Source organism: Streptomyces sp. NPDC032745 (assembly GCF_055579465.1).
On the sequence record NZ_JBVING010000003.1, the window covers coordinates 465,809 to 492,025 of the forward strand.

Annotated in this window: 22 protein-coding genes and 2 pseudogenes; 10 read left to right on the plus strand and 14 right to left on the minus strand. The window is 70.0% G+C overall.

Translation table 11 applies throughout. From position 1 onward, the window contains the following. Window positions 1-95 precede the first annotated feature (95 nt). The 6 genes and pseudogenes from ACZ5WG_RS10010 to dnaA (ACZ5WG_RS10035) all read right to left on the minus strand — a co-directional run. The gene (locus ACZ5WG_RS10010) at window positions 96-623 is read right to left on the minus strand and encodes a DciA family protein (RefSeq protein ID WP_468721988.1); all 528 of its coding nucleotides are present in this window, start codon (window positions 621-623) and stop codon (window positions 96-98) included. Beyond that, on the minus strand, window positions 620-1,768 hold the full coding sequence (gene recF, locus ACZ5WG_RS10015) for a DNA replication/repair protein RecF (RefSeq protein WP_468721989.1): 1,149 nt from the start codon (window positions 1,766-1,768) through the stop codon (window positions 620-622). The genes ACZ5WG_RS10010 and recF overlap by 4 nt, the downstream gene beginning before the upstream one ends. 74 nt (window positions 1,769-1,842) lie before the next feature. Continuing rightward, window positions 1,843-2,718 carry a phosphogluconate dehydrogenase (NAD(+)-dependent, decarboxylating) gene (gene gnd, locus ACZ5WG_RS10020; RefSeq protein ID WP_468721991.1) on the minus strand — a complete coding sequence of 292 codons (876 nt, stop codon included), beginning with the start codon at window positions 2,716-2,718 and terminating at the stop codon, window positions 1,843-1,845. Between the two features lie 232 nt (window positions 2,719-2,950). Continuing rightward, window positions 2,951-4,081, minus strand: a complete 1,131-nt coding sequence (gene dnaN / locus ACZ5WG_RS10025; protein ID WP_030153167.1) for a DNA polymerase III subunit beta — start codon at window positions 4,079-4,081, stop codon at window positions 2,951-2,953. Window positions 4,082-5,024: 943 nt separating this feature from the next. Continuing rightward, window positions 5,025-6,137 (minus strand): annotated as a pseudogene (dnaA, locus tag ACZ5WG_RS10030) (chromosomal replication initiator protein DnaA); the annotation flags it as partial. Window positions 6,138-6,178: 41 nt separating this feature from the next. Beyond that, window positions 6,179-6,782, minus strand: a pseudogene (gene dnaA / locus ACZ5WG_RS10035) (chromosomal replication initiator protein DnaA); the annotation flags it as partial. 355 nt (window positions 6,783-7,137) lie between these two features. Between dnaA (ACZ5WG_RS10035) and rpmH the strand changes: the two are divergent. The 9 genes from rpmH to ACZ5WG_RS10080 all read left to right on the plus strand — a co-directional run bounded on the left by rpmH (window position 7,138) and on the right by ACZ5WG_RS10080 (window position 13,570). After that, window positions 7,138-7,275, plus strand: a complete 138-nt coding sequence (gene rpmH / locus ACZ5WG_RS10040; protein WP_018547628.1) for a 50S ribosomal protein L34 — start codon at window positions 7,138-7,140, stop codon at window positions 7,273-7,275. A 21-nt stretch (window positions 7,276-7,296) separates the two neighbouring features. After that, window positions 7,297-7,671: a ribonuclease P protein component gene (gene rnpA / locus ACZ5WG_RS10045; protein ID WP_468721992.1), complete on the plus strand. Its 375-nt coding sequence runs from the start codon at window positions 7,297-7,299 to the stop codon at window positions 7,669-7,671. Then, window positions 7,668-7,949, plus strand: a complete 282-nt coding sequence (gene yidD, locus ACZ5WG_RS10050; protein WP_078613072.1) for a membrane protein insertion efficiency factor YidD — start codon at window positions 7,668-7,670, stop codon at window positions 7,947-7,949. Before rnpA ends, yidD begins: the two co-directional genes overlap by 4 nt. 3 nt (window positions 7,950-7,952) lie before the next feature. Further along, complete coding sequence (gene yidC / locus ACZ5WG_RS10055; protein ID WP_266665734.1) at window positions 7,953-9,056, plus strand: membrane protein insertase YidC; 1,104 nt, start codon at window positions 7,953-7,955, stop codon at window positions 9,054-9,056. A gap of 15 nt (window positions 9,057-9,071) precedes the next feature. Continuing rightward, window positions 9,072-9,584 carry a Jag family protein gene (locus ACZ5WG_RS10060; protein ID WP_030153171.1) on the plus strand — a complete coding sequence of 171 codons (513 nt, stop codon included), beginning with the start codon at window positions 9,072-9,074 and terminating at the stop codon, window positions 9,582-9,584. A 136-nt stretch (window positions 9,585-9,720) separates the two neighbouring features. After that, the gene (gene rsmG, locus ACZ5WG_RS10065) at window positions 9,721-10,437 is read left to right on the plus strand and encodes a 16S rRNA (guanine(527)-N(7))-methyltransferase RsmG (protein WP_266627572.1); all 717 of its coding nucleotides are present in this window, start codon (window positions 9,721-9,723) and stop codon (window positions 10,435-10,437) included. A 235-nt stretch (window positions 10,438-10,672) separates the two neighbouring features. Continuing rightward, entirely contained in the window at window positions 10,673-11,758 is a 1,086-nt protein-coding gene (locus ACZ5WG_RS10070; protein ID WP_323139574.1) for a ParA family protein, read from the plus strand. Further along, window positions 11,755-12,849 (plus strand): ParB/RepB/Spo0J family partition protein, encoded by a 1,095-nt coding sequence (locus tag ACZ5WG_RS10075; protein ID WP_468721994.1) that lies wholly within the window; start codon window positions 11,755-11,757, stop codon window positions 12,847-12,849. Before ACZ5WG_RS10070 ends, ACZ5WG_RS10075 begins: the two co-directional genes overlap by 4 nt. Window positions 12,850-12,952: 103 nt before the next feature. Further along, on the plus strand, window positions 12,953-13,570 hold the full coding sequence (locus tag ACZ5WG_RS10080) for a GNAT family N-acetyltransferase (protein ID WP_468721996.1): 618 nt from the start codon (window positions 12,953-12,955) through the stop codon (window positions 13,568-13,570). A 100-nt stretch (window positions 13,571-13,670) separates the two neighbouring features. Here the strand turns inward: ACZ5WG_RS10080 and trxA are convergent, their stop codons facing one another. The 7 genes from trxA to ACZ5WG_RS10115 form a co-directional block, all read right to left on the minus strand. Then, the gene (trxA, locus tag ACZ5WG_RS10085) at window positions 13,671-14,009 is read right to left on the minus strand and encodes a thioredoxin (RefSeq protein WP_468721998.1); all 339 of its coding nucleotides are present in this window, start codon (window positions 14,007-14,009) and stop codon (window positions 13,671-13,673) included. Window positions 14,010-14,063: 54 nt separating this feature from the next. Next, complete coding sequence (gene trxB, locus ACZ5WG_RS10090) at window positions 14,064-15,023, minus strand: thioredoxin-disulfide reductase (RefSeq protein WP_468722000.1); 960 nt, start codon at window positions 15,021-15,023, stop codon at window positions 14,064-14,066. 125 nt (window positions 15,024-15,148) lie between these two features. After that, window positions 15,149-16,096, minus strand: a complete 948-nt coding sequence (locus tag ACZ5WG_RS10095; protein WP_468722002.1) for an anti-sigma factor family protein — start codon at window positions 16,094-16,096, stop codon at window positions 15,149-15,151. Continuing rightward, a complete protein-coding gene (gene sigM / locus ACZ5WG_RS10100) occupies window positions 16,093-16,794 on the minus strand; it encodes an RNA polymerase sigma factor SigM (RefSeq protein ID WP_468722004.1) in 702 nt (233 codons plus the stop codon). The genes ACZ5WG_RS10095 and sigM overlap by 4 nt, the downstream gene beginning before the upstream one ends. Window positions 16,795-16,895: 101 nt before the next feature. After that, complete coding sequence (locus tag ACZ5WG_RS10105; protein ID WP_468722006.1) at window positions 16,896-18,623, minus strand: protein kinase family protein; 1,728 nt, start codon at window positions 18,621-18,623, stop codon at window positions 16,896-16,898. A 117-nt stretch (window positions 18,624-18,740) separates the two neighbouring features. Then, a complete protein-coding gene (gene murJ / locus ACZ5WG_RS10110; RefSeq protein WP_468722008.1) occupies window positions 18,741-20,915 on the minus strand; it encodes a murein biosynthesis integral membrane protein MurJ in 2,175 nt (724 codons plus the stop codon). Window positions 20,916-20,961: 46 nt separating this feature from the next. Then, window positions 20,962-23,229 (minus strand): DUF6049 family protein, encoded by a 2,268-nt coding sequence (locus ACZ5WG_RS10115; RefSeq protein ID WP_468722010.1) that lies wholly within the window; start codon window positions 23,227-23,229, stop codon window positions 20,962-20,964. Window positions 23,230-23,414: 185 nt separating this feature from the next. Here ACZ5WG_RS10115 and ACZ5WG_RS10120 point away from each other — a divergent pair, with 185 nt between their 5' ends. Beyond that, complete coding sequence (locus tag ACZ5WG_RS10120) at window positions 23,415-24,881, plus strand: CCA tRNA nucleotidyltransferase (protein WP_468722011.1); 1,467 nt, start codon at window positions 23,415-23,417, stop codon at window positions 24,879-24,881. A gap of 13 nt (window positions 24,882-24,894) precedes the next feature. On the opposite strand, the gene ACZ5WG_RS10125 is transcribed toward ACZ5WG_RS10120, so the two are convergent. After that, the gene (locus ACZ5WG_RS10125) at window positions 24,895-26,187 is read right to left on the minus strand and encodes an MFS transporter (RefSeq protein WP_468722013.1); all 1,293 of its coding nucleotides are present in this window, start codon (window positions 26,185-26,187) and stop codon (window positions 24,895-24,897) included. Window positions 26,188-26,217 lie beyond the last annotated feature (30 nt).

Genomic DNA, 26,217 nt, shown 5'->3' on the forward strand with positions numbered 1-26,217 from the left:
GACGGGCGCACCGGGTGCGCGAAAGAGACGCACCGACCGGTATGCCGGGCCGTGGACCGGCCCTCCCACGGACCGCGGCGGGCGCGGCCGCGCGGCTATCCGTACGTGTCCCCCGGGCCCGTACTGCCCGGCGAGCGCAGCGGTCCGTACCGCTTCGGGCGTCCGCCCGGGCCCTGGACCTTGATCATCCGGACCGTGCCCTGCCCCAGGTCCGCGTTCAGCCGCGCCACCAGCTGCGGGGCCAGCAGCTTCAGCTGCGCCGCCCATGCCGAGGAATCACACCGCACGACCAGTTCACGGTCCTCGTACCGGTCCGGTTCACAGTGGGCCGCGATCTCCGGCCCGACGATCTCCGGCCAGCGCTCCATCACGCCCGCGACCGCCATCGGCATCTCCCAGCCGCGCTCCGTGCGCAGCCGGTCCAGCGCCGCCATCAACGGCATCGGGTCGCGGCCGTCCGCGCGCGCACCCGAGCGCAGTCCCGGCTGCCGGCTCCCCTTCTTCGCCCCGGCCGCATTGCCGCGGGCCCGCGCCTGCTCCCGGGCCGCCGCCAGCGCCTGCCGCGCGAGGTCCACGCCCGAGGGCTCCGGGACCTTGCGCGGTTCCTTCTTCTCGTCGCTCACAGCCGGGTCACCTCACCGCCGGACACCCCGAACCGGGTTCCCGCCAGGACACCCGGAACGTCGTCGTCCACCGCCGCCGTCACCAGCACCTGCTCGCCCGGAGCGACCAGCTCCGCCAGCCGCTCCCGGCGCCGTGCGTCCAGCTCCGCGAAGACGTCGTCCAGGATCAGCACCGGCTCGGCGCCCTCCGAGCGCAGCAGCTCGTACGAGGCCAGGCGCAGCGCCAGCGCGTACGACCAGGACTCACCGTGGCTCGCGTACCCCTTGGCCGGGAGGTCGCCGAGGCGCAGCAGCACGTCGTCGCGGTGCGGGCCCACCAGGGTCACGCCCCGCTCGATCTCCTGCTTGCGCACCTCCGCCAGGGCCGCCATCAGCACCTCGTACAGCGCCTCGCGCGTGCGCGCCGTACCGCTGTCCACCGTCTCGCCGGCCTCGCCGGCGGCCGAGGACTTGTACGCGAGCCCCAGCGGGCCGCCGCCGGGTGCGAGCTGCTCGTACGCCTTGTCCGCAAGCGGCAGCAGCGTCGCGATCAGGTCGAGGCGCTGCGCCAGCAGCTCCGCGCCCGCGCGCGCGAGGTGCTGGTCCCATACGTCGAGGGTGGAGAGGTCCATGGAGCGGCCGCCGTGCCGGCGGGCCATCGCCGCCGACTTCAGCAGGGTGTTGCGCTGCTTGAGCACCCGCTCGTAGTCCGACCGGACCGCCGCCATCCGCGGCGAGCGGGCCGTGACGAGCTCGTCGAGGAACCGCCGGCGCTCCCCGGGGTCCCCCTTCACCAGGGCCAGGTCCTCCGGCGCGAACAGCACCGTCCGTACGATGCCCAGTACGTCCCGGGGCCTGACCTGCGAGGACCGGTTGATCCGGGCGCGATTCGCCCGCCCCGGGTTCAGCTCCAGCTCCACCAGCTGCTGGCGCTCGCCGTGGGTGACGGCCGCGCGGATGACCGCCCGGTCCGCGCCCATCCGTACCAGCGGGGCGTCCGAGGAGACACGGTGGCTGCCCAGCGTCGCCAGGTAGCCGATGGCCTCGACCAGGTTCGTCTTGCCCTGGCCGTTGGGGCCCACGAAGGCCGTGACGCCCGGGTCGAGGGGAACCTCGGCCCGGGCGTACGAGCGGAAGTCGGCCAGTGAGAGATGCGAAACATGCATGCGACGCCGACCTCCCCCGGCTTCCTGCTGCTCTGCTCTGTGCTGCTGTGGTGCCGTGCCTCTTCGGCGGGCGGCTACGCCTTCTCGACCGCGTGGCCGCCGAACTGGTTGCGCAGCGCGGCGATCATCTTCATCTGCGGCGAGTCGTCCTGGCGGGACGCGAACCGCGCGAAGAGCGAGGCGGTGATCGCGGGCAGCGGCACGGCGTTGTCGATCGCCGCCTCCACCGTCCACCGGCCTTCGCCCGAGTCCTGCGCGAAGCCGCGCAGCTGCTCCAGGTGCTCGTCCTGGTCCAGCGCGTTCACGGCCAGGTCGAGCAGCCAGGAACGGATGACCGTTCCTTCCTGCCAGGACCGGAAGACCTCGCGGACGTCGGTGACCGAGTCCACCTTCTCGAGCAGCTCCCAGCCCTCGGCGTAGGCCTGCATCATGGCGTACTCGATGCCGTTGTGGACCATCTTCGCGAAGTGGCCCGCGCCGACCTTGCCCGCGTGCACGGCGCCGAACTCACCCTCCGGCTTGAGGGCGTCGAAGATCGGCTGGACCCGTGCCACGTGGTCCTTCGCGCCGCCGTACATGAGCGCGTAGCCGTTCTCGAGGCCCCACACGCCGCCGGAGACACCGCAGTCGACGAAGCCGATGCCCTTGGCCGCCAGCTCCCCGGCGTGCTTCTCGTCGTCGGTCCAGCGGGAGTTGCCGCCGTCGACCACGATGTCGCCGATCGAGAGCAGCTCCGAGAGCTCGTCGACGGTGGACTGCGTCGCCGCGCCCGCCGGGACCATCACCCACACGACGCGGGGGGCCTGCAGGCTGTCCACAAGTTCCCGCAGGCTGTGGACATCGGCGAGGTCCGGGTTGCGGTCGTATCCGATGACGGTGTGGCCTGCGCGGCGGATGCGCTCGCGCATGTTGCCGCCCATCTTGCCGAGACCGACGAGACCAAGCTCCATCAGGTGGTTCCTTAAGCGTTGTGGCCGTCTGTGCCGGGTTCCCCGGAATCCCCGGGGACACCCAGGCTCCGAGCCTACGCCGGGCCGTGCCGCCCGGCCCCACGGGCGCTCCAGGGGCGGGCCGTACGGGAGCCCGTACGGGGCGCTGAACGGTTTTGGGGGGCGTGCGCGGGGCGAACGCCGTCGGGCCCGGCCCCGCAGCCTGCGAGACCGGGCCCGACGTGGGCGTGCGTCAGCCGGACAGGCGCACCGGCATGATCAGGTACTTGTACGCCTCGTCGGCCTCGGCGTCGACCGCCGGGCGGCCGCTGAGCAGCGCCGGCTTCGTGGACGTGGTGAAGCTCAGCTGCGCGGCCGGGGAGTCGATCGCGCTCAGGCCGTCCAGCAGGAACGTCGGGTTGAAGGCGATCGAGATGTCGTCGCCCTCGAGCTTGGCGTCCACACGTTCCACAGCCTGTGCATCGTCGGAGGAGCCGGCCTCCAGGATCAGCACGCCCTGCTCGAAGCTGAGGCGGACCGGGGTGTTGCGCTCGGCGACCAGGGCCACGCGCTTGACGGCCTCGACGAACGGGGCGGTCTCGATCACGGCGATGGAGTTGAACTCCGTCGGGAACAGCGTGCGGTACTTCGGCAGGTCGCCTTCGAGCAGGCGGGTGGTGGTGCGCCGGCCGGCGCCCTCGAAGCCGATGAGGCCCTCGCCCGCGCCGGAGCCCGAGAGCGCCAGGGTGACGGTGTCACCGCTGGTCAGGGACTTGGCGGTGTCCAGGAGCGTCTTGGCGGGCACCAGGGCCACGGCGGAGGCGTCCGGGTTCTCCGGCTTCCACAGGAACTCGCGGACCGCGAAGCGGTAGCGGTCGGTGGAGGCCAGGGTGACGCGGTCGCCCTCGATCTCGATGCGGACACCGGTCAGCACGGGCAGCGTGTCGTCGCGGCCGGCGGCGATGGCGACCTGGGCGGCGGCGGAGGCGAAGACCTCACCGGGCACGGTGCCGGTCGCGGTCGGCATCTGCGGCAGCGCCGGGTACTCCTCCACAGGCAGGGTGTGGAGTGTGAATCGCGAGGAGCCGCAGACCACGGTCGCCCGTACACCGTCTGTGGAAATCTCCACCGGGCGGTTGGGGAGGGCGCGGCAGATGTCGGCGAGCAGCCGGCCGGAGACGAGGACGGTGCCGTCCTCCTCGACGTCCGCCTCGACGGAGACGCGGGCCGAGACCTCGTAGTCGAAGCCGGAGAGGGACAGGGTGCCCTCCTCGGCCTTCAGCAGCAGGCCCGCGAGAACGGGCACCGGCGGCCGGGCCGGGAGGCTACGGGCAGCCCAGGCCACCGCCTCCGCGAGTACGTCGCGCTCCACCCGGATCTTCACCGGAACCGCCTCCTGCTGTTGCTCGCTCGTCTGCCGGCCTTCGTCGTCGGCTCGATGCCTCGATGCCCTGGCTGGCTCGGGGCCTCGTTGCCGGGGACCAGTCTGACGTACGGCGCCGACAGTCGGTGCTGCCGGAGGTCAAGTCGGGAGCGAGGTGTCGGGGAGGCGTCCCCACCGAGTTGTGCACAGGACCCGCTTGAAAACCGAAACCGGCCTAACTCTCTATGGGGGTAGTAGTAGGGCCTGTGGAAACGGTGGATAAGCCCGTTCTCGCAGGTCAACCCGCGTTTTTTATCCACCGGCCCTGTGGGTGACACCGGTGGACAACACGGTGTCTCTGTGGAGAACGAAAAGTTCTGCACAGGCCATCCCCAGGTGACCCCGACTACTCCACAGGTGTGTCCCCAGCTTTCCCCCGGTACTCCACAGCCCAAACGTCGACTTCTGTGTGACGGCTTTCACTCGGGGCAGTGACGGGGGGTGCGATGTTGCCGAACAGTGGACAACGGTGTGGGTAACTCGTCGGATCCTGTGCACAGGATCCGGCAACCTGTGGGTCGGCGGTGGACAGAGGAGTGGATGAGCCTGTGGATGAAGTTTCTGTCCACAGCCTGTGGATGACGCTTGCGCACAATTCCACAGGCAGCTGACCAGGCTTGATGGAGCCTCATGCTGCACCCCTGTGGACAGATTGTGGGCGACGGAAGCCGTCCCCAGCCTGTGGACGGAGGAAAGTCCGGGAATCTGTGGATGAGTTGCTCCACAGGGGGCGTATTCGAACAGGTCAGGGGCGCGCGGACGAAGAAGGGCGCCCCCGAAGTACCCCGGAAGCGCCCTCTGGATGCGTTTGAAGAGGCCCTGACGGCCCGCGCACAGCCCTGTGAGTGCGCCCGCGGGCCCCGTGCACGGCTCGTGCACGGGGCCCGCGGCGGGGAGAGCCGGCTCAGCCGTTCTTGATGCGGTTGGTGAGCTCCGTGACCTGGTTGTAGATGGAGCGCCGCTCCGCCATCAGCGCGCGGATCTTGCGGTCCGCGTGCATGACGGTGGTGTGGTCGCGGCCGCCGAACTGCGCCCCGATCTTCGGCAGGGACAGGTCCGTGAGCTCCCGGCACAGGTACATGGCGATCTGCCGGGCGGTGACCAGGACGCGGCTGCGCGAGGAGCCGCACAGGTCGTCCACGGTGAGGCCGAAGTAGTCGGCGGTGGCCGCCATGATGTCCGACGCGGTGATCTCGGGCGCGGAGTCCTCGCCGCCCGGAATCAGGTTCTTGAGGACGTCCTCGGTCAGGCCCAGGTCGACCGGCTGCCGGTTCAGGCTCGCGAACGCCGTGACCCGGATCAGCGCCCCCTCCAGCTCGCGGATGTTGCGCGAGATGCGGGAGGCGATGAACTCCAGTACCTCCGGCGGGGCGTTGAGCTGCTCCTGGACGGCCTTCTTGCGCAGGATCGCGATACGGGTCTCCAGCTCGGGCGGCTGGACGTCGGTGATCAGGCCCCACTCGAAGCGGTTGCGGAGCCGGTCCTCGAGGGTGACGAGCTGCTTGGGCGGCCGGTCGGAGGACAGCACGATCTGCTTGTTGGCGTTGTGGAGCGTGTTGAAGGTGTGGAAGAACTCCTCCTGCGTCGACTCCTTGCTCGCGAGGAACTGGATGTCGTCGACGAGCAGGATGTCCATCTCGCGGTAACGCTTGCGGAACGCGTCGCCCTTGCCGTCGCGGATCGAGTTGATGAACTCGTTGGTGAACTCCTCGGAGCTCACGTACCGCACCCGGGTGCCGGGGTAGAGGCTCCGCGCGTAGTGCCCGATGGCGTGCAGCAGATGCGTTTTGCCAAGACCCGATTCCCCGTAGATGAAGAGGGGGTTGTACGCCTTGGCGGGCGCCTCGGCGACGGCCACCGCGGCGGCGTGCGCGAAGCGGTTGGAGGCACCGATGACGAAGGTGTCGAACAGGTACTTGGGGTTCAGCCGGGCAGTCGGCTCGAGCGGGCCCGACGTGGAGCCGCCGGACGGGGCCGGGGGCGGCGCGGGCCGGCCGGGCGCCGGGCGCGGGGCCGGCTGCTCGTACGACTGCTGCTCGTACTGATGGGACTGCTGCGGGCGGGGCTCGTACTGCTGCTGCTCGTACTGCTGCTGCTCGTATCCGCCGGGCTCGGACTGCTGGAGGTAGCCCGGCTGCGGGGAGGCGTACGGGTCGCGCTCGGGGAAGCCGCCGAGGCGCGGCTGCTGCCAGCCGTAGTCGTCCTGCTGGCCGCCGCGGGGCCAGGAGCCGGGCTCGGGGCGCGACTGCTGGTAGTCCGGGTAGGCGGGGCGGGCGGTCGGGAGCTGGTCGTCGGCAGGGCCGCCGGGGCCGCCCGGGCGCTGGCCGCCGTACGGCTCGTACGACTCGGGACGCTGCTGCGCGGGCGCGGGCAGGGGCGCGGGCTCGCCGGCGGAGTCGTCCACGGTGATGGCGATGCGGATCGGGCGGCCGCACTCACGGCTGAGCGCATCGCTGATCAGCGGGGCGAGCCTGCCCTCCAGGACGCGCTTGCCGTACTCGTTGGGGACGGCGAGAAGTGCGGTGTCGGCGACGAGAGCCAGAGGCTGACAGCGTTCGACCCACTGCTTGTCCTTGGGCTCGATCGCCTGCTGTCCCTCCCCGAGGAGCTTTTCGAGCACCCTTGGCCACACTGCGGCAAGATCGGCAGGTACGTCAGCCACAGAGCACGCTCTCTCACAGGGGTCCCACGAATGTGTGGTTCTTTGGGACGGTCGGGACAAAAAATCCGGGATCAGACAACGGTAGTCAGGCCGACGGGTACGGTTCAAGTCGTTGTCCACAGCCTGTGCACAGTGTGGGGCCACGTAGGCTCGGTTTGACCGGATGGCGTAGCCGCGCGTACCGTAACGAGGTCGAGTTGTCGATGGCTGCTGCCGCCTGCCTACCGATGGGCGAAGATCACCTTTTGTGATCGTTTAGCGGTGCCACTCGGGCGAACACGCGAGTTTCCTCGTGGGCGCACGGTGACAGCCAGGCGATGTCCCGCCACAACGATTTATTCTCTGGAGCCCCCGAGTGAGCAAGCGCACCTTCCAGCCGAACAACCGCCGTCGTGCCAAGACCCACGGCTTCCGCCTGCGGATGCGTACCCGTGCCGGTCGCGCGATCCTGGCGAACCGCCGCAGCAAGGGCCGCGCCGCCCTCTCCGCGTAACAACGCGCAGGTCGTGACGTCGTGCTGTCTCCCGAGAATCGGCTGAGGCGGCGCGAGGACTTCGCGAGCGCGGTACGTCGAGGTCGTCGGGCTGGTCGCCCGCTCCTCGTCGTCCACCTACGTACAAGCGGTGCAACGGACCCGCACGAGCCGGGGGAGATCGATCCCTCGACGCGTGCGGGTTTCGTCGTCAGCAAGGCCGTGGGTGGCGCCGTCGTCCGTAACCGGGTGAAGCGCCGTTTGCGCCATCTTGTCCGCGAGCGGCTGTCCCAGCTGCCCGCCGGTAGCCTGGTGGTGGTACGGGCATTGCCCGGCGCGGGTGATGCCGGTGTCGGCGAACTGGCCCGGGACCTGGATGCCGCCCTGTCGCGGCTCCTGGGAGGCGTGGCTCGATGAAGTACCCGCTGCTCGCATTGATCAAGCTGTACCAGTGGACGATCAGTCCGCTGCTCGGGCCGGTGTGCCGTTATTACCCCTCGTGCTCGCACTACGGGTTCACGGCCATCGACCGGCATGGTGCGGTGAAGGGGACGGTTCTGACCGGCTGGCGGATCCTGCGGTGCAATCCGTGGTCCGCCGGTGGTGTCGACCATGTCCCACCCCGTAAACGCCCGCGTTGGCACGAGCAGCTGCGCAGTGCGTTGCGTAGATCTCGCAATGCTCAAGGAGCCTGATTAGTGGACACGATTGCCAGTCTGTTCAGCTTTATCACCACGCCTGTCTCGTGGGTCATCGTCCAGTTCCACAGCCTGTACGGCGCGATCTTCGGCCCGGACAGCGGTTGGGCCTGGGGCTTGTCCATCGTGTCCCTGGTGGTCTTGATCCGTATCTGCCTGATCCCGCTCTTCGTGAAGCAGATCAAGGCGACACGCGGCATGCAGGCGCTCCAGCCGAAGATGAAGGCGATCCAGGAGCGCTACAAGAACGACAAGCAGCGCCAGTCCGAAGAGATGATGAAGCTGTACAAGGAGACGGGTACCAACCCGCTCTCCTCGTGCCTTCCCATCCTGGCGCAGTCTCCGTTCTTCTTCGCTCTGTACCACGTGCTGTCGTCCATCGCCAATGGCGAGACCATCGGCGTCATCAACCAGTCGCTGCTGGAGAGCGCGCGTCAGGCGCACATCTTCGGTGCCCCGCTGGCGGCGAAGTTCACGGACAGCGCCGAGAAGGCCGCCTCCCTGGGCGCCTCGATCACGGATGTCCGCATCGTGACCGCGGTCATGATCGTCATGATGTCGCTGTCGCAGTTCTACACCCAGCGCCAGCTGATGCAGAAGAACGTCGACCTCTCGGTCAAGACGCCGTTCATGCAGCAGCAGAAGATGCTGATGTACATCTTCCCGCTGATCTTCGCGGTCATGGGCATCAACTTCCCCGTGGGTGTTCTCGTCTACTGGCTGACCACGAACGTGTGGACCATGGGCCAGCAGATGTACGTGATCAACCAGAACCCGACCCCCGGCAGCAAGGCGCAGGACCAGTACCTGACCCGTCTGCTGAAGCACGTCACCACGCACGGAGACGTCAAGGGCCGGGGCAAGAAGAAGATCGTCGCGGCGATCGTGGCCAAGGGCCCGGACCGCAACGACAACGAGCGGAAGTTCATCGCGGCTCTCACGAAGCAGGGTCTGGCTGCCCAGGCGGACGGGTCTGTGATCAAGAGTGTCGAGGCCACGGCCGATTCGGACGCGGCAAGCGGCGGTGCCGCCAAGCGGCAGCAGCCGAAGCGGCAGTCGAAGTCGCAGCGTCAGACGCCCCCCAAGCCCTCTTCCAAGAAGTAAGAAGGAGTCCCTCCCGTGACGGAAGGCACCACCACCGCCGCCGCTGAGAGTGGCGACACCCTGACCCGCCTCGAGCAGGAGGGTGAGATCGCGGCCGACTACCTCGAGGGTCTGCTGGACATCGCCGACCTGGACGGGGACATCGACATGGACGTCGAGGCCGACCGGGCCGCGGTGTCGATCGTCAGCGACTCGGCCAGCCGCGATCTGCAGAAGCTCGTGGGCCGAGACGGTGAGGTCCTGGAGGCTCTGCAGGAGCTCACCCGCCTCGCTGTGCACCGGGAGACCGGGGACCGCAGCCGGCTGATGCTGGACATCGCCGGGTTCCGTGCGAAGAAGCGCGAGGAGCTGGCGGCGCTGGGCGCCCAGGCGGCCGCGGACGTGAAGGCGTCCGGTGAGCCGCTGAAGCTGGCGCCGATGACGCCCTTCGAGCGGAAGGTCGTCCACGACGCCGTGGCGGCTGCCGGCCTGAAGAGCGAGTCGGAGGGCGAGGAGCCGCAGCGCTTCGTCGTCGTGCTCCCGGCCTGATCGCAACCCTGAGTGTTCGGCCCCGTCTGTGTCGCAGACGGGGCCGAAGTTTGTCAGCCTGGCAGTGCCCGTTCGGGCGGTGCCATTTCGAGCAGTGCGTTTTCAACGATCCATGCGGTACGGAAGGACGGTCCCCGTGACGGAGGCAGCGGAGCTTCCCCCGGCGCCTGAAGAGGCGCGCGCGGTGTTCGGCGAGTTTTTCCCGGAAGCTGTGCGGTATGCGGAGCTGTTGGCGGACGCGGGGGTCAAGCGCGGCCTGATCGGCCCGCGTGAGGTGCCACGGCTGTGGGAGCGGCACCTGCTGAACTGCGCGGTGCTGTCGGAGGTGGTGCCCGAGGGCGTCACCGTGTGCGACGTCGGCTCGGGTGCCGGCCTGCCCGGTATCCCCTTGGCTCTGGTTCGGCGCGATCTGAAGATCACGCTGCTGGAGCCGCTGCTGCGGCGTACGACTTTCCTGCAGGAGGCCGTGGAGCTGCTGGGCCTGGACCACGTCACGGTGGTGCGCGGCCGGGCAGAGGAGGTTCTCGGCAAGGTGCAGCCGGTGCATGTGGTGACGGCGCGTGCCGTGGCTCCGCTGGACAGGCTGGCGGGCTGGGGCGTGCCCCTGCTGCGTCCGTACGGGGAGATGCTGGCCCTGAAGGGCGACACCGCCGAAGAGGAGCTGGTGGCGGCGAAGGTCGCGCTGGCGAAGCTCGGTGTGGTGAAGACCTCGGTACTGCACGTGGGCGAGGGTGTGGTGGATCCCATGTCGACGGTGGTCCGGGTCGAGGTCGGAGAAAGCCCCGGTGGGGTGAGGTTCGCGGCCAAGCGGGCTAAGGCCGCTCGCACCAGCCGGACCCGTCGACGTCGCTGATTTCGGGTGCGTTGCGCCCTATAGGTATGGATTTCGGAGTGTCGTAGCGGCGTGATGACTCCGTCCGGGCATCGTGTTTCACGTGAAACGTCGCTCTCTGCTGCACGGAATCATCAGCCGCGGCCGTGCGGCTGCGTCCCCCCGCGATCGCAAGAACGAAGGGGGGACGGAGTTGTCCACATCGGTGGATTCATCCACAGGAGTACGGGCCCCGCTGGTTCGCAACCCCGATGCCATGGCAGGCTCTGTTCATCGCGAGCCTGATGTCGAGGAGAGTGACACCGTGCGGTCCGACGCCAACCTCGCGGGGCCGATGGCCGATCCGGTCCCCGGTCCCCGCTCTGAATCGGCGGGGGAGGATGTTTCACGTGAAACATCCTCGCCCCTAGTAGACAACGACACGCCCATCGGCCGTGCCGCCCAGCTGGCGGTCGAGGCGCTGGGGCGCGCCGGCGAGGGGCTGCCCCGCCCGGAGCAGACGCGGGTCATCGTGGTCGCCAACCAGAAGGGCGGCGTGGGCAAGACCACGACGACCGTGAACCTGGCGGCCTCGCTCGCTCTGCACGGTGCGCGGGTCCTGGTGGTCGACCTCGACCCCCAGGGCAACGCCTCCACGGCGCTCGGTATCGACCACCACGCGGATGTGCCCTCGATCTACGACGTGCTCGTGGACAGCCGGCCGCTGCTCGAGGTCGTCCAGCCGGTGGTGGACGTGGAGGGGCTCTTCTGTGCTCCGGCCACGATCGACCTGGCGGGTGCGGAGATCGAGCTGGTGTCGCTGGTGGCCCGGGAGAGTCGGCTGCAGCGGGCCATCCAGGCGTACGAGCAGCCGCTGGACTACATCCTGATCGACTGCCCGCCCTCGCTGGGGCTGCTGACGGTGAACGCGCTGGTGGCCGGCGCCGAGGTGTTGATCCCGATCCAGTGCGAGTACTACGCGCTGGAGGGGCTGGGCCAGCTGCTGCGCAACGTGGACCTGGTGCGGGCGCACCTGAACCCCACGCTGCATGTCTCGACGATCCTGCTGACGATGTACGACGGCAGGACCCGGCTGGCCTCGCAGGTGGCGGAGGAGGTGCGCACCCACTTCGGCAAGGAGGTGCTGCGCACGAGCATCCCGCGGTCGGTGCGTATTTCCGAGGCGCCGAGCTACGGCCAGACGGTGCTCACCTACGATCCTGGTTCCAGCGGTTCTCTCTCCTACCTGGAAGCGGCGCGTGAGATCGCGCTGCGGGGGGCCGGAATTTCGTACGACGCCCAGCACGCCCATCTGGGCGCGGGCATGAACAGCACGCAGAGTGTGGCGGAGGGGATCCAGTGAGTGAGCGACGTAGGGGTCTGGGGCGGGGGCTCGGCGCGCTGATCCCCGCAGCTCCGCAGGAGAAGACGCCGCCGGTGATCGGTGCCGGGTCGACGTCCCCGTCAGCGGTGCCGGTCATGACATCGGAGCGCGGGATCGCGGCTGCGAAGCTGGCTTCGCTGGCGCAGGCGGATGTTTCACGTGAAACATCGGCGGGCGCGGTCGCAGTGGTGGATGAGCCGGTGGCAGTGGAGCCCGAGGCCAATGTGGTCGCCGGGGCCACGTTCGCCGAGCTCCCCATGGACGCGATCACGCCCAATCCGCGGCAGCCCCGTGAGGTCTTCGACGAGGACGCGCTGGCGGAGCTGGTGACCTCCATCCAGGAGGTGGGTCTGCTTCAGCCGGTGGTGGTGCGGCAGTCGGCTCCGGGCCGCTACGAGCTCATCATGGGTGAGCGTCGCTGGCGGGCGTGCCGGGAGGCCGGGCTGGAGCGCATTCCGGCGATCATCCGGGCGACGGACGACGAGAAGCTGCTGCTGGACGCACTGCTCGAGAACCTGCACCGGGCGCAGCTGAACCCGCTGGAGGAGGCGGCTGCGTACGACCAGCTGCTCCAGGACTTCAACTGCACGCACGACCAGCTGGCGGACCGTATCGGGCGCTCGCGCCCGCAGGTGTCGAACACGCTGCGTCTGCTGAAGCTGTCGCCGCCGGTACAGCGCCGCGTGGCCGCGGGTGTGCTCTCTGCAGGGCATGCGCGGGCGCTGCTGTCGGTGGAGGAGTCCGAGGTCCAGGACCGGCTGGCGCACCGGATCGTGGCCGAGGGTCTGTCGGTGCGTGCGGTCGAGGAGATCGTGTCGCTGATGGGCTCGGAGCCCTCCGGAGCCGTGAAGCCGAAGGGGCCGCGGGCGGGCGCCCGGGTGGCTCCGGCGCTCAGCGAGCTGGCGACGCGGCTGTCGGACCGGTTCGAGACGCGCGTGAAGGTGGATCTGGGGCAGAAGAAGGGCAAGATCACCGTCGAGTTCGCCTCGATGGAGGATCTGGAGCGGATTCTGGGGACGCTGGCGCCGGGCGAGGGCCGGGTGCTGGAGCAGGGTCTGTCCGGGGAGTGAGTCCCGGGCCGCCGAGGGCGGGTCGTGCCGGTGCGAACCGGTGCGGTCCGCCCTTTGCCGTGCAGCGGTTTCTCCTGATTCGGGCAGTGGATACGATGCGCTCATGGGGCGTCGGTTGGTACCACTCACGCTGGACAACCTTCAGGACCTGCCTCGGCGTTGCCGGTCCTGTGTGTTCTGGGAGTTGGATCCGGTCAGCGGTGAGGCCGCCGTGAAGGCGGGGACTCCGGCGCTGGAGAAGGAGGCGTGGATCTCCGCCGTCCTGCTGGAGTGGGGCTCGTGCGGCCGTGTGGTCTACGTGGACGACATCCCGGTGGGCTTCGTGCTGTATGCGCCGCCGGCGTACGTACCTCGGGCCGCGTCCTTTCCGACGAGTCCGGTGTCGCCGGATGCGGTGCAGCTGATCACCGCGTGGATCATGCCGGGTTATCAGGGCCAGGGCCTGGGGCGGGTGATGGTCCAGACGGTGGCCAAGGATCTGCTGCGACGCGGTTTCCGGGCGATCGAGGCGTTCGGGGACGCGCGGTGGGAGGGCCCGGCGTGCCTGCTGCCTGCGGACCACCTGCTGGCCGTGGGCTTCAAGACGGTGCGGCCGCATCCCGTGCATCCGCGGCTCCGGCTGGAGATGCGCTCGACGCTCTCGTGGAAGGAAGACGTAGAGCTCGCGCTGGACCGGTTGCTCGGTGCGGCGCGCAAGGAGCCCGCGCTGCGCCCGCTGTGATGGGCGAACGGCTGTGATGTGCGAACGGGGCCGCCCCTTGAGGGGGCGGCCCCGTTTCACGTGAAACTCACCCGGCCACCGCCGGGCGCAGCTCCGGCCGTCAGACGGCCGTGGCCTCGATGAACCCCTCGAGGTCGCGCAGGATGGCGGCCTTCGGCTTGGCACCGACGAGGGTCTTGACGACCTCGCCGCCCTGGTAGACGTTCAGGGTCGGGATGGACATGACGCCGTACTTGGCAGCCGTGGCCGGGTTCTGGTCGATGTTGAGCTTGACGATCTCGATCTCGCCGTGCTCGGCCGCGATGGCCTCGAGCGAGGGGGCGATCTGGCGGCACGGGCCGCACCATTCGGCCCAGAAGTCCACCAGTACGGGCTTGTCGCTCTTGAGGACGACCTCGTCGAAGTCAGCGTCGGTCACGTTCTTGAGGGTGCCGGCCACAGCGGCCTCCTATTTCTTCCTGCGGGGTGTGGGGTGGGGGGTGAGCGTGGGGGGTCAGACCGTCGCGTGGGCCTTCTCGGCGTCCGCGAGGGCGGCGAGGAAGCGCTCGGCGTCGAGGGCCGCGGAACAGCCGGTGCCCGCGGCGGTGATGGCCTGACGGTACGTGTGGTCCACGACGTCGCCGGCGCCGAACACGCCGGTGAGGTTGGTGCGCGTCGAGGGGGCGTCGACCTTGAGGTAGCCGTCCTCGTCGAGCTCCAGCTGGTCCTTGAACAGCTCGGTGCGCGGGTCGTGGCCGACGGCGATGAAGAGGCCCGTCACGGGGAGCTCGGAGGTCTCACCGGTCTTGGTGTTGCGCAGGGTGAGGCCGGAGAGCTTCTGCTCGCCGTGGATCTCGGCGACCTCGCTGTCCCAGGCGAACTTGATCTTCGGGTCGGCGAAGGCGCGGTCCTGCATGGCCTTGGAGGCGCGCAGGCTGTCGCGGCGGTGCACGATGGTGACGGACTTGGCGAACCGGGAGAGGAAGGTCGCTTCCTCGATCGCGGTGTCGCCGCCGCCGACGACGGCGATGTCCTGGTCCTTGAAGAAGAACCCGTCGCAGGTGGCGCACCAGGAGACACCGCGGCCGGAGAGGGCGTCCTCGTTCGGCAGTCCGAGCTTGCGGTGCTGGGAGCCGGTGGTGACGATCACGGCCTTGGCGCGGTGCACGGTGCCGGCGGTGTCGGTGACGGTCTTGATCTCACCGGTGAGGTCCACGGAAACGATGTCGTCGGGGACGAGCTCGGCGCCGAAACGCTCGGCCTGGCCGCGCATGTTGTCCATGAGGTCCGGACCCATGATGCCGTCCTGGAAGCCGGGGAAGTTCTCGACCTCGGTGGTGTTCATCAGCGCGCCACCGGCGGTGACGGCGCCTTCGAAGACCAGCGGCTTGAGCGAAGCGCGTGCGGTGTACAGGGCTGCCGTGTAACCGGCCGGCCCGGAACCGATGATGATCACGTTTCGTACGTCGCTCACGGGTTTCTTCCTCGTCTCTGTGGACTGCACGCTGCTTGCCGAAGGGGCCGTGTGTTGTCTCACCCCACCCAACGGATCCTACGGCGCATGCATTCCCGCCCCGCTCCCTCGCGGTCCCGAAGGTGTCAGCTTCGAGGATATGTCCTGGTCAGCAACGGTTTGCCGGAGGCTGTCGACGGGGTGTTCGTGCACTCGACGCCCACGAGGTAGGCGTCCACCCGGGCAGAGTCGCCGGGGTGCGGCAGAACGAGGAGGTAGACCTCGGTGCCCTGGTAGCTGCCTCGTTCGGCCGCGAGCGGGGTGTCGGGGCGCCCGGTGGTGCCCTGGACACAGGGCGGAACCGAGGAGACGTCCGTGCGGTTGCCGTCGCCGGGGACCAGTCCCGGTGAGGGAGTGGTGTTCTCCAACCCGTACGTGTTGTTCGGCTGTTCCCCCTGCGGAGCGGTCTTGGCGCCCTGTCCGGGGACCAGGAGCCGGCGGACGCTGTCCTGAAGGCCCTGCGCGGTGTACGTACCGTCGGCAGGGGCCTCGGCGGCCGCGCTCGTGCCGGATTTGCGGGCGGCGGTGTCCGGAGAGCCGGTTCCAAGCAGGTTGCCCGCAAGGAAGATGCCGAGGGCGCAGGCGGCCGCTCCGGCCAGGCCCGCGATGACGGCGATCCGGCGGCGGGCGCGACGGCGCCCGGGGCCGGTTGCTCCGGCCGGGTGACCGGCGGGTCGCCTGGCGCCCGGACCGGCGGGTGCGGCAGGCGATGTTTCACGTGAAACATCGCGTGGCGTGCCGGGCCCGGAGGCCGGGGCGGTGCCGGCTCTGGGCGTGGTGGAGTCGAGGAGGGCCTCCGCGGCAAGGGCCGCGTCGATGCGCCCGGCGATGTCGGAGGGCATACGCGGCGGCCCCGGCAGGGTGCCGAGTAGCGCCCGGATCTCCTCCAAGGAGGCGTGGACGTCGGCACACAGCCGGCAGTCGCCCAGATGGCGGCGTACCTCGGCGGTCCGGACCGGGGACAGGAGCCCTTCGGTCAGGTCGGAGATCTCCGAGACGTCAGGGTGCCGGATCGTGCCGGTTGTGGGAGTCACGTTCGTCCACCTCCGCCCTTCACCGTGTCTGCGTCTGGGGCTGGCTGACTGGGGTCTGCCGCTGGTGGGACGGGTGTCCCCGGCGTCCGGTTCCTTCCCCGCTCGGCGGCGGTGTTATCCCCGGCATTCGAGCGCAGATGAGTGAGCATCGGGAGGAGTTTCGCCCGGCCGCGCGCGCACCGGCTCTTCACCGTGCCGGTGGGGACGTCGAGGATACGTGCGGCCTCGGCGACGGGGTATCCCTGCATGTCGACGAGGACGAGGACGGCCCGCTGCTCGGCCGGGAGCGTCCCGAGGGCGGCCAGGAGCTGCCGGTGGAGCTCCTGGCGCTCAGCTGGGGCCTCGGCGGACTCGTGGGGCTCCAGGAGGCGTTCCAGGCGCTCTGTGTCGTCGAGGGGCGCGGTCCTGCGGGAGGCCGCTTTGCGGGCCCGGTCGAGGCAGGCGTTGACGGTGATGCGGTGCAGCCAGGTCGTGACGGCCGATTCCCCGCGGAAGGTGTGGGCGGCCCGGTAGGCGGAGACGAGGGCGTCCTGCACGGCGTCGGCAGCCTCCTCGCGGTCGCCGAGCGTGCGTAGGGCCACGGCCCACAGCCGGTCGCGGTGCCGCCGTACGAGCTCCCCGAAGGCGTCGGGATCACCGGCGGCATGCAGCGCCAGCAGTTCCTGGTCGCCCCGGTCGTCTCCCGTGGCTGAGTGCATCACACCTCCCCTCCGGAAGGGAGCGTACGGGTCGGGCGGGCTGAATACGAGGGACCGCTGCGCAGTCGGCGCAGCGGTCCCGTATGCCTGGCGGCCAGGTCCTAATCGGCCGTGCCGAGCACCTTGATCTCGTTGATGCCGCCGCGGAAGCCGTCCCCACCGCCCTCGGAGGGCAGTGCGGTGATGTGCACCACCACGAAGCGGGTCTTGATCGGAGTGTCCCGCGTGGCCTGCAGTTTCTTCCCCGCGTTGCCCAGTTTCACGAGCTCCTGGGGGAAGTCGGAGATCCCGCGCGGCGTGATGGCCTCAGGGGCCGCGGCGCGGACCTCGACCTTGTGCCCCGCACTGCGCATCTCCACCTCGATGCCCGTCACCTCCTGGACGCTGCCGAGGTCGACGACGATGCCGCTGCCGTCGTCATAGTCGTCCAGGTTGCCGAACTTTCCGTCGTAGCCGTAGAAGATCTTGGTAACCCACGCGGTGTCGTGGTTGCCGTCGATGGCCTTGTCGGCGTCCTCGGCCTTGATCGGTTCCTTGCCGAAGGCGGAGGCGCCGGCGATGTGCAGCGGCTTGCTCTCCTTCGGCTTCTTCTCGTCCTCTTTCGTCTTGGTGGACTGCGAGTTGCTGGTGCCGCCGCTGTCGCCCTTGACGCGGTCCAGGAGGGTATCGGCGAGCTGCCAGCTGCCCAGGCCCAGAGCGGCGATGAGCAGGGCGGCCACACCCCATTTCAGGACGCGACCGGTGCGGCTCTGCAGCGGGGGCGGCGGGACGACGATGGGGCGGGTGGCCGGCGCGCCGGGGTGAGCCGACGGACGGCCGTAGCTGCCCTGCTGGTAGGTGGTGTGCTGGTACTCGGGAGGCGGGGTGAAAGCGGGCTCCGGCGGCCGGATGCGGGGCATCGCGGCGACGGCCTTGGCCAGCTCCTCCGGGGTGGTGCAGGCGGGCTCCTGACGGGAAGCGGTGGCCCCGTCGTTGGCGAGGGCGCGCATGGCGAGCTCCCCCAGCCCCCGGTGCACCCCGGCGCGGACCTGATCGGGGGCGATCAGGCCGACGCCCTTGGGCAGGCCGGTGAGGCCGTAGGCGTCGACCTCGTACGGCCAGCGCTGGGTCAGGGCGGCGTACAGGAGCGCGCCGATGGCCTCGGTGTCCGCGCGCTGCGGGGTGTCGCTGGTGATTCCGCGCAGGGCGGCGTTCACGGCGAGCCCGCGGATCCGGTACTGGCCCGTGGAGGTGCGCAGTATGGCGCTGGGCGTCAGGCGCAGGTGGGCCAAGCCCTCGCGGTGCGCAGCGGCCATGGCCTGGGAGACCTGGGTGACGAGCTGGTAGGCCTCGTGGGGCTCCAGGGGGCCCGCGGCGAGGAGCGCGGTCAGCTCGGTGGCGTCGGGCAGCCACTCGTGGACGACGTAGACGAGGTCGTTCTCCTCCACGGCGTCGAGGACGTGGACGAACCGGGGGTCTCCGAGCAGCGCGGAGGAGCGGGCAGCGGCCAGCACGGCGCGGGCCCGCGGGTGGTCGGCAGGCAGCAGATGGACGCCCACGGCCCGGCGCAGCTTCTCGTCCATCGCGCGCCAGCTGCTGAATCCGTCCAGACGGGTGACGCACTCCTCGAGGCGGTAGCGCCTGGCGAGCTTGTGGCCGCTGTGGAGTTCGGGGGCGGCAGCAGGGGCCGCTTTTCTGCGTTCGCCGTCCTTTTCGGTCATGGATCCGTCCGCGGCTCGTCCGTTCTGGGTGTCCACCCCGTCGGCCGTGGCCTTCGCCGCATCTGCGGCCGGCGGCTGGTCGCCGCCGTTGTCGGCCACGTCGACGGCAGCCGTGCTACGTTCCGCCACCGTCGTTCCTGCCTCCCCATCCGTTACGCGCTGTCGGCCAGTCTGCGAAGCCATGCCAATTGTGCCCACAGTCCGCCGCTATGCACGACACGCGAAGGGGTCCGACGGTTGTGCGCATCAGCGCCCCAAGCGTCCGCGAACCATTCCGACCATGGCGTTGAGCTCCTCGATGCGCATCCTCTTGGCAGCCACGAGGAACACGGCGCCCAGCGCGATACCGCCGGTGACCAACGCGGCGAGGGAACCGGTGACTCCGCTGCCGAGCCACTGGGTGACAGCGTAGGCGGCTGCACCGGCCACGGCGGCCGCGGGGACGCAGGCGCCGGTGAGGCGGGCGTAGGTGCGCCTCACGTGGGCGCCGTCGAGGTCGCCGCCCAGCCGGTTGCGCAGGCGACGCCACGCGACGCCGACGCCGACGGTGTAGCCGAGACCGTAGGCGGCCGCCATGCCGACGACCGCCCAGCGTGCGGGGAGCACGAAGAACGCGGCGGTGGAGACGGCCGCGTTGACGGTGGCGACGATGACCGTGTTGTAGAAGGGCGTCCGGGTGTCCTCGTAGGCGTAGAACCCGCGCAGGACGACGTACTGGACGGAGTACGGGATGAGTCCGAGGCCGAAGGCCATCAGGACGTAGCCGATGTTCTGGGCGCCGGAACCGGAACCGGCGTACAGCAGCGTGGCCATGGGGACGCCGAGGGCGAGGAACGCGAAGGCGCACGGCACGATCGCGACGGCCGAGGTACGCAGACCGTACGAGATGTCGTCGCGGACGGCGGCGGCGTCCCCGTCGTGGGCGGAGCGGGAAATGCGGGGCAGGACGGCCGTCATGACGGAAACGGTGATGATGGCCTGCGGCATCTGCCACAGCAGCAGCGCGTAGTTGTAGGCGGTGATGCCGGTGCCCGGGTGGCCCTGCTTCTCGGCGACTGATCCGGCCCAGGTCGCGAGCTGGGTCACGACGACGAGGCCGATCTGGTTGGCGAGGACGAAGAAGAACGTCCACTTGGCCAGGCGGGCGGCCTTGCCGAGGCCGTGGCCCCGCCAGTCGAAGCGCAGCCGCGGCCGGAACCCGGCATCGCGCAGGTAGGGCAGCATCGCGAGCGCCTGGACGGTGAGGCCCAGCAGGGTGCCGAGGCCGAGCAGACGGACACCGTCGGCCGTGACGGTGGTGGCACTGACACCGGAGGTGGTGAAACCGCCGAAGGCCCAGATGAAGGCTCCGAACGTGGCGATGACGACGATGTTGTTGAGGACGGGGGTCCACATCATCGCGCCGAACCGGCCGCGTGCGTTGAGGATCTGGCCGAGGACCACGTGGATGCCCATGAAGAACATGGTCGGCAGGCAGTAGCGGGCGAAGGCGACCGCGACGTCCATCTGCTGGGGGTCGGAGGCGAGCTTCGGCGACATCATCGTGATGAATACCGGTGCGGCGAGGACGCAGATGGTGGTGATGGCGGCCAACAGGACCACGACGAGGGTCAGGAGGCGGTTGGCGTACGCCTCGCCTCCGTCGTCGTCCTGCTTCATGGCCCGTACCAGCTGCGGGATGAAGACGGCGTTGAGCGCGCCGCCGCCGACCAGCACGTAGATCATCGTCGGCAGGGTGTTGGCGATCTGGTACGTGTCGTTGAACGTGCCGACGCCGATGGCACCGGCGATGACGAGGGTCCGCAGGAAGCCGGTGATGCGGGAGACGATCGTGCCGGCGGCCATGAGGGCGCTGGACTTGAGCAGGCTGGAGGCTCGGCCGGCGGGCTTGCTCGGCGCCGGGGCCGCGACGGGGGCGTCCTCCACGGGGGTGCCGGAAGCGCCCTGCTGGTCCCGGTAGAGGTGCGCGAAGGCGTCGGGCTCGGGCTGCGCGTCCGCCGCCTTGGTGACCAGGGAGTCCACTCCGACGAACTGGGTGGTCGTGGCGTGGTCGCCGTAGGGCAGGTGCCGGGAGGGCCCGTCCGGCTCGGGCGGTGGGGTCTGCGCCCAGACGTGCGGGTCGGGGGCGTGCACAGGGGCCTGCGGCGCCGCGTAGAGCGGGCCGGGCTCCTGGTAGGTACCGGGCGGCGGCGGAGGGTGGGAGGCCCGGTCGTACAGGACCTCGGCGACGGGATCCTGGGCCGACAGGTCCTGCGACCGGTAGGGGTCGTGGTCGTAGGCGTCCTGGACATACGGGTCGCGGTCCGGCGCGGGCGCAGGCACGGGAACCTGCCCGGGCACCGGGGTGCCCGGGGCAGTGCCCTGGGAGGGCGCGGGCCCACCAGTGCCCTGCGCGCGGTCACCGTCGTACGGCGCGTTCATCGAAACCCCACCTCATCGTCCCCAGGCCGACCGGCCACGGCATCGCTCAACGGTCCACTGTCTCACCCGTGCCGGACGGCCCGGTGCTTTGCGGTCCGGTGTCCGGAGTCTCGTCACTCGGCTGCGTGCTCTCCTCGGCGGCCGCCCGGGCCGCCACGCGCTTGCGGCTGGCGTACATCTTGATGCCTGCCAGGACGAGGAGGAGGACGCCGCCGGCGATGACGAGCATCACGGTGGGAGTGATCTCGGTGGCCTCCACGGTGAACTTGCGCTGCTTGCCGTAGGGCACGCCGTCCGTGGTGAAGAGCTGCGCGGTGACCTCGACGGGGCCGCTCGCGGTGGCGTTGGCGGTGAACTTCACCGTCTGGCTGTGGCCGCCCGTGACGGTCACTTCCTGCTCGGCCTGGCCGCTGTCGCCGAACACCAGGCGGGTCGGGTTGGCGGACTTCACGCGCAGGACCAGGTTGTGGACGTCCTGGACGAGGCTGTTCTGGACGCTGACCGGGATGGTCGCGCTGTGTCCGGACAGGGTGGCGTCGGACTTGGGGACGACCTTGACCTTCTCGGTGAGGCCGATCAGGTACTCCTGCACCTGGTCCCGGTAGAGCCGGCCCTCCTCGGGGCGGCCCCGCCAGGAGGTGGACATCTCGCGGTTGGTGGTGTTCCCGAAGGGGATCTCCACGCGGTCGGGCGCGGTGAGGATCACCTTGAAGTGGTCGAGGGTGTTCTGGGTCGTGCGGATCTTCTCGAAGGCGGAGACCGGAAGCTCCGTCTTGCGCAGCGCATCGGGGTACTGGCCGGCGCCGGGGACCTGGGTATTGACGCCCGGGTCGGGTTTGGCGGCGGCCGCGGCCTCCAGGTCGGCCGGCTGGGTCCAGCGGCCCGCCTGCAGACCCCGCAGGGCTGCTGCCATCGTCTGCACCTGGCTGGAGGAGGGCATCCGCTGCGGGGTGACGACGAAGCTGCGCTGGTTGTCGGTCTTCTGCAGGTTCAGGGCGAGGCTCTGCGCGAGGAAGCGCTGCACGGCCAGGGTGGAGTTCCCGGCGCCCAGCATGTCGCCCTCGAAGGCGGTGGAGAGATCGGCGTCGGCGACGACGGCGGTGGTGCCCGCGCCGATGGGACGGGCGGCCGAGGGGGTGTAGCCCAGGGCGCCGGTCTCCTGGAGGCTGTCGCTGCGCGTGAGGACGTTGTGGGCGCCCGCCGAGGTGGCCACGTTGACGATCGACGGGTCGATGGCGCCGTCCAGGGGCCAGGAGAAGTCGGTGGACGGGGAGACGTGCAGCACCGTCTCCACGGCCTGCTTCGCCTTGTCGGTGGCCGGCCGCAGCTGGCCCAGGGTGCCCGAGACGTCCTTGCCCTGGTGGGCGAGGGAGGCGATGTCCGGGTCGGCGAACGGCAGCGCCACGATCTTCTTGCCCTGGACCGCGGCTTCCAGGGAGCTCAGCCACTGCTCGGCGACTGCCTTGTTCTTGCCCTGGACGATCCGGCCGTCCGGCGTGCGGTACCGGTAGCCCTTGGTCATCGCGTCGACCGTGTAGAGCAGGTCGGGGTCGATGACCCAGGTGACGGGCAGGTCCTTGCCGAGGGCGACCATCTGCTGGAGGCGCCCGCCGGGCTTGAGCTCCTCGGCGAGCGAGTCGTCGAGGAAGACGGGGGTCTGGAGCTCGTCCGAGCCGGTCTCCGCCGTCAGGTGCGTGGTGGAGATCAGCGGCCACAGGTAGGTGAGCTGGGAGCGCTTGGAGGCCGCCTCCGGCTGCCAGGGCAGGAAGGTCCGCTTGATGCCGAGGACCTGCTCGTAGGGGCGGCTCTCGGTCTCCCCGGACAGCGAGACGCCGAGCTGGTAGACGCCGTCCTTGTCCAGCTCCAGCTTGTTCACCGGGATCGTGAGGGTGAAGTCCTGCTTGACCTTCGACGGCAGCGAGGCGATCTTCACGGCGTAGGCCTGGTCGATCTCACCGGGATCCGTGCCGGCCCGGAAGCCTGCGCGTTCCGCCGCCTCGTCGATGGAGGCCCGGTCGCCCAGGGCGGGCCCGACCCGCAGGCCCACGTGCGCGCCGGTGATCGTCTCGCGGCCGTTGTTGACCACGCTGCCGGAGATGGTGAGCGTGTCGCCCTTGACCGGGGCCGCGGGGGCCATCCCGTCCAGCTGCACGTCGACGGTGCCCGCCTCGGCGGCCTGGGCGGCCTGCGGGGCGGGCGAGTAGACCAGAGCGGCGAGCACGGGGGTCCCGGCCAGCAGAACGACTGCGCGCCGCAGCCAGCGGCGCCGGGCAGGTGCGGGGGATGCCCCCTGGATGTCTGCCGCCTCGGCCACGCGCTAGCCCGTCCCTCGAAGTGTCAGTGGTCGTCGTTTGTGCGTCCACGCATGGTAACGAGACCCGCTGTGCGCGAGTGCCGCGCCTTGCCCCACATGATCGTGGCCGCCCCGGCGGCACCACAGGCCGGGGTGGCCGCAAACAGGGAAGCCCTCGCCGGGCCGGGCACGTACCCTTTTCTGTTGTGCCGAACGCCAACGAAGACAATCCCAGTGCCCTGAGTCAGGTGCAGCACCGCGCGGTCAGTGAACTGCTGCGGGTCGCCCCTGTCGCCGACGAGCTCGGCCGCCGGTTCCACGAGGCGGGCTTCCGCCTCGCCCTGGTCGGCGGGTCCGTACGCGATGCGCTGCTCGGGCGTCTCGGTAACGACCTCGACTTCACCACCGACGCCCGCCCCGAGGACGTCCTGCGGATCCTCCGGCCGTGGGCCGACTCCGTGTGGGACGTCGGCATCGCCTTCGGCACGGTCGGGGCCCAGAAGGGCGCCCGCGTCGCAGACGTTGATCGAAACTTCCAGATCGAGGTGACCACGTACCGCTCGGAGTCGTACGACCGCACCTCGCGCAAGCCGGAGGTTTCCTACGGCGACTCGATCGAGGAGGACCTGGTCCGCCGCGACTTCACGGTGAACGCGATGGCGGTCGCACTGCCGGAGAAGGAGTTCGTGGACCCGCACGGCGGCCTGGAGGACCTCCAGGCGGGCGTTCTGCGCACTCCCGGCACCCCGGAGGACTCTTTCTCCGACGACCCGCTGCGGATGCTGCGTGCGGCGCGCTTCGCCGCCCAGCTCGACTTCGAGGTCGCCCCCGATGTCGTGGCGGCGATGCAGGCGATGTCCGACCGGATCGAGATCGTCTCGGCGGAGCGGGTGCAGGGCGAGCTGAACAAGCTGCTGCTGTCCGTGCACCCCCGCAAGGGTCTGGGCCTGCTCGTGGACACCGGGCTGGCCGACCACGTGCTGCCCGAGCTGCCCGCCCTGCGGCTGGAGAGTGACGAGCACCACCGGCACAAGGACGTCTACGACCACTCGCTGATCGTGCTGGAGCAGGCGATGGCGCTCGAGCACGACGGCCCGGACCTGGTGCTGCGGCTGGCGGCCCTGCTCCACGACATCGGCAAGCCGCGCACCCGCCGGTTCGAGAGCGACGGCCGGGTCTCCTTCCACCACCACGAGGTGGTGGGCGCGAAGATGACCAAGAAGCGCATGACCGCGCTGAAGTACTCCAACGACATGGTCAAGGACGTGTCCCGGCTCGTGGAGCTGCACCTGCGCTTCCACGGCTACGGGGACGGCGAGTGGACCGACTCCGCGGTGCGGCGCTACGTCCGTGACGCCGGCCCGCTGCTGGAGCGTCTGCACAAGCTGACCCGGTCCGACTGCACCACCCGCAACAAGCGCAAGGCCAACGCTCTCTCCCGCACCTATGACGGTCTGGAGGAGCGCATCGCGCAGCTGCAGGAGCAGGAGGAGCTCGATGCCATCCGGCCCGACCTGGACGGCAACGAGATCATGCAGGTGCTGGGCGTCGGCCCGGGGCCGGTGATCGGCAAGGCCTACGCGTTCCTGCTCGAGCTGCGGCTGGAGAACGGCCCCATGGAGCGCGACGCCGCGGTGAGCGCCCTCAAGGAGTGGTGGGCCGCACAGGCCTGATGCGGCCGGCGTGTCACGCGTCCGAGCGGGGCGATGTTTCACGTGAAACATCGCCCTGCCGCTTCAGGCGGAGAGCCGTCAGCGCGTAGAGGACGGCCACGCCCACGATCAGCGCGACGGACTGCCCGTCCGGGGGGAGCATGAGGGCGGCAACGGCGGCCGCACTCACGAACGCGATGTTGAACAGCACGTCGTAGACGGAGAACACGCGGCCGCGGTAGTCGTCGTCCACATGGGACTGGATGGCCGTGTCGGTGGAGATCTTGGCGCCCTGGGTGGCGAGGCCGAGCACGAAGGCCGCGACCAGCATCGGTCCGGGCTTGAAGAACAGGCCGAGCGGGGGCACCAGGACGGCAGCCCCGGCGGAGCAGGCCGTGATCCAGCCGCGGGTGCCCAGCCGGCCCACCAGCCAGGGGGTGACGACGGCGGCCGTGAAGAACCCGGCCCCGGAGACGCCGACCGCGATACCCAGCAGTGCGAGGCCGCCGGACTCCGTGTCCGACCAGGAGTAGCGGCAGAGCATGAGCAGCGTCACGAACAGGGCCCCGTAGCAGAAGCGCATCAGGGTCATGGCGGTGAGCGTCTGCGCCGCCTCGCGCCGGGAGGCCAGGTGCCGCAGGCCTTCGGCCATCCCGCGGACGGTCAGGGCGACCCCCTCGGTGACCGACGGGTGGACCCGTCCGGCAGGGTGGTCCGGTCCGAGCAGCCCCACGGCCAGACGCAGCGAGACCAGGGCCGCGCACAGGTAGAGCGCGGCGCCGAGCAGCACCACCACGGCGTTGGAGTCGGAGGCCAGCAGCTGGACGAGGAAGGCGAGTCCGCCGCCGGCGACTGCCGCGAGCGTCCCGGCCGTGGGTGAGAGCGAATTGGCGGTGACCAGCCGGGCGGGGTCGACGACGTGGGGCAGGGACGCGGCGAGCCCGGCCAGGACGAAGCGGTTGACGGCGGTCACCGAGAGGGCCGAGGCGTAGAAGAGCCAGTCGGGGACGTGCGCGACGATCAGCACGCCGGTGCCGCACGCGAGGAAGGCCCGCAGCAGGTTGCCGTAGAGGAAGACCTGCCGGCGCCGCCAGCGGTCGAGCAGCACCCCGGCGAAGGGGCCGATCACCGAGTAGGGCAGCAGCAGTACCGCCATGGCAGAGGCGATGGCCACGGGCGAGGTCTGCTTCTCCGGGGAGAACACCACGTACGTGGCGAGCGCCACCTGGTACACGCCGTCCGCCGCCTGGGAGAGCAGCCGTACGGCGAGCAGGTTGCGGAAGTCCCTCAGGCGCAGGAGTACGCGCAGATCACGTACGACAGGCATGAGGGCAAGGGTCACATACGCGGAGGGTCC

Bases quoted from the DNA above. Each gene is read 5' to 3' on its own strand.
- recF (WP_468721989.1), bottom strand. From the start codon at position 1,768: ATGCATGTTTCGCATCTCTCACTGGCCGACTTCCGCTCGTACGCCCGG.
- gnd (WP_468721991.1), bottom strand. From the start codon at position 2,718: ATGGAGCTTGGTCTCGTCGGTCTCGGCAAGATGGGCGGCAACATGCGC.
- yidD (WP_078613072.1), top strand. From the start codon at position 7,668: ATGAAGTACCCGCTGCTCGCATTGATCAAGCTGTACCAGTGGACGATC.
- ACZ5WG_RS10070 (WP_323139574.1), top strand. From the start codon at position 10,673: ATGGCAGGCTCTGTTCATCGCGAGCCTGATGTCGAGGAGAGTGACACC.
- ACZ5WG_RS10080 (WP_468721996.1), top strand. From the start codon at position 12,953: ATGGGGCGTCGGTTGGTACCACTCACGCTGGACAACCTTCAGGACCTG.
- sigM (WP_468722004.1), bottom strand. From the start codon at position 16,794: ATGCACTCAGCCACGGGAGACGACCGGGGCGACCAGGAACTGCTGGCG.
- murJ (WP_468722008.1), bottom strand. From the start codon at position 20,915: ATGAACGCGCCGTACGACGGTGACCGCGCGCAGGGCACTGGTGGGCCC.
- ACZ5WG_RS10125 (WP_468722013.1), bottom strand. From the start codon at position 26,187: ATGCCTGTCGTACGTGATCTGCGCGTACTCCTGCGCCTGAGGGACTTC.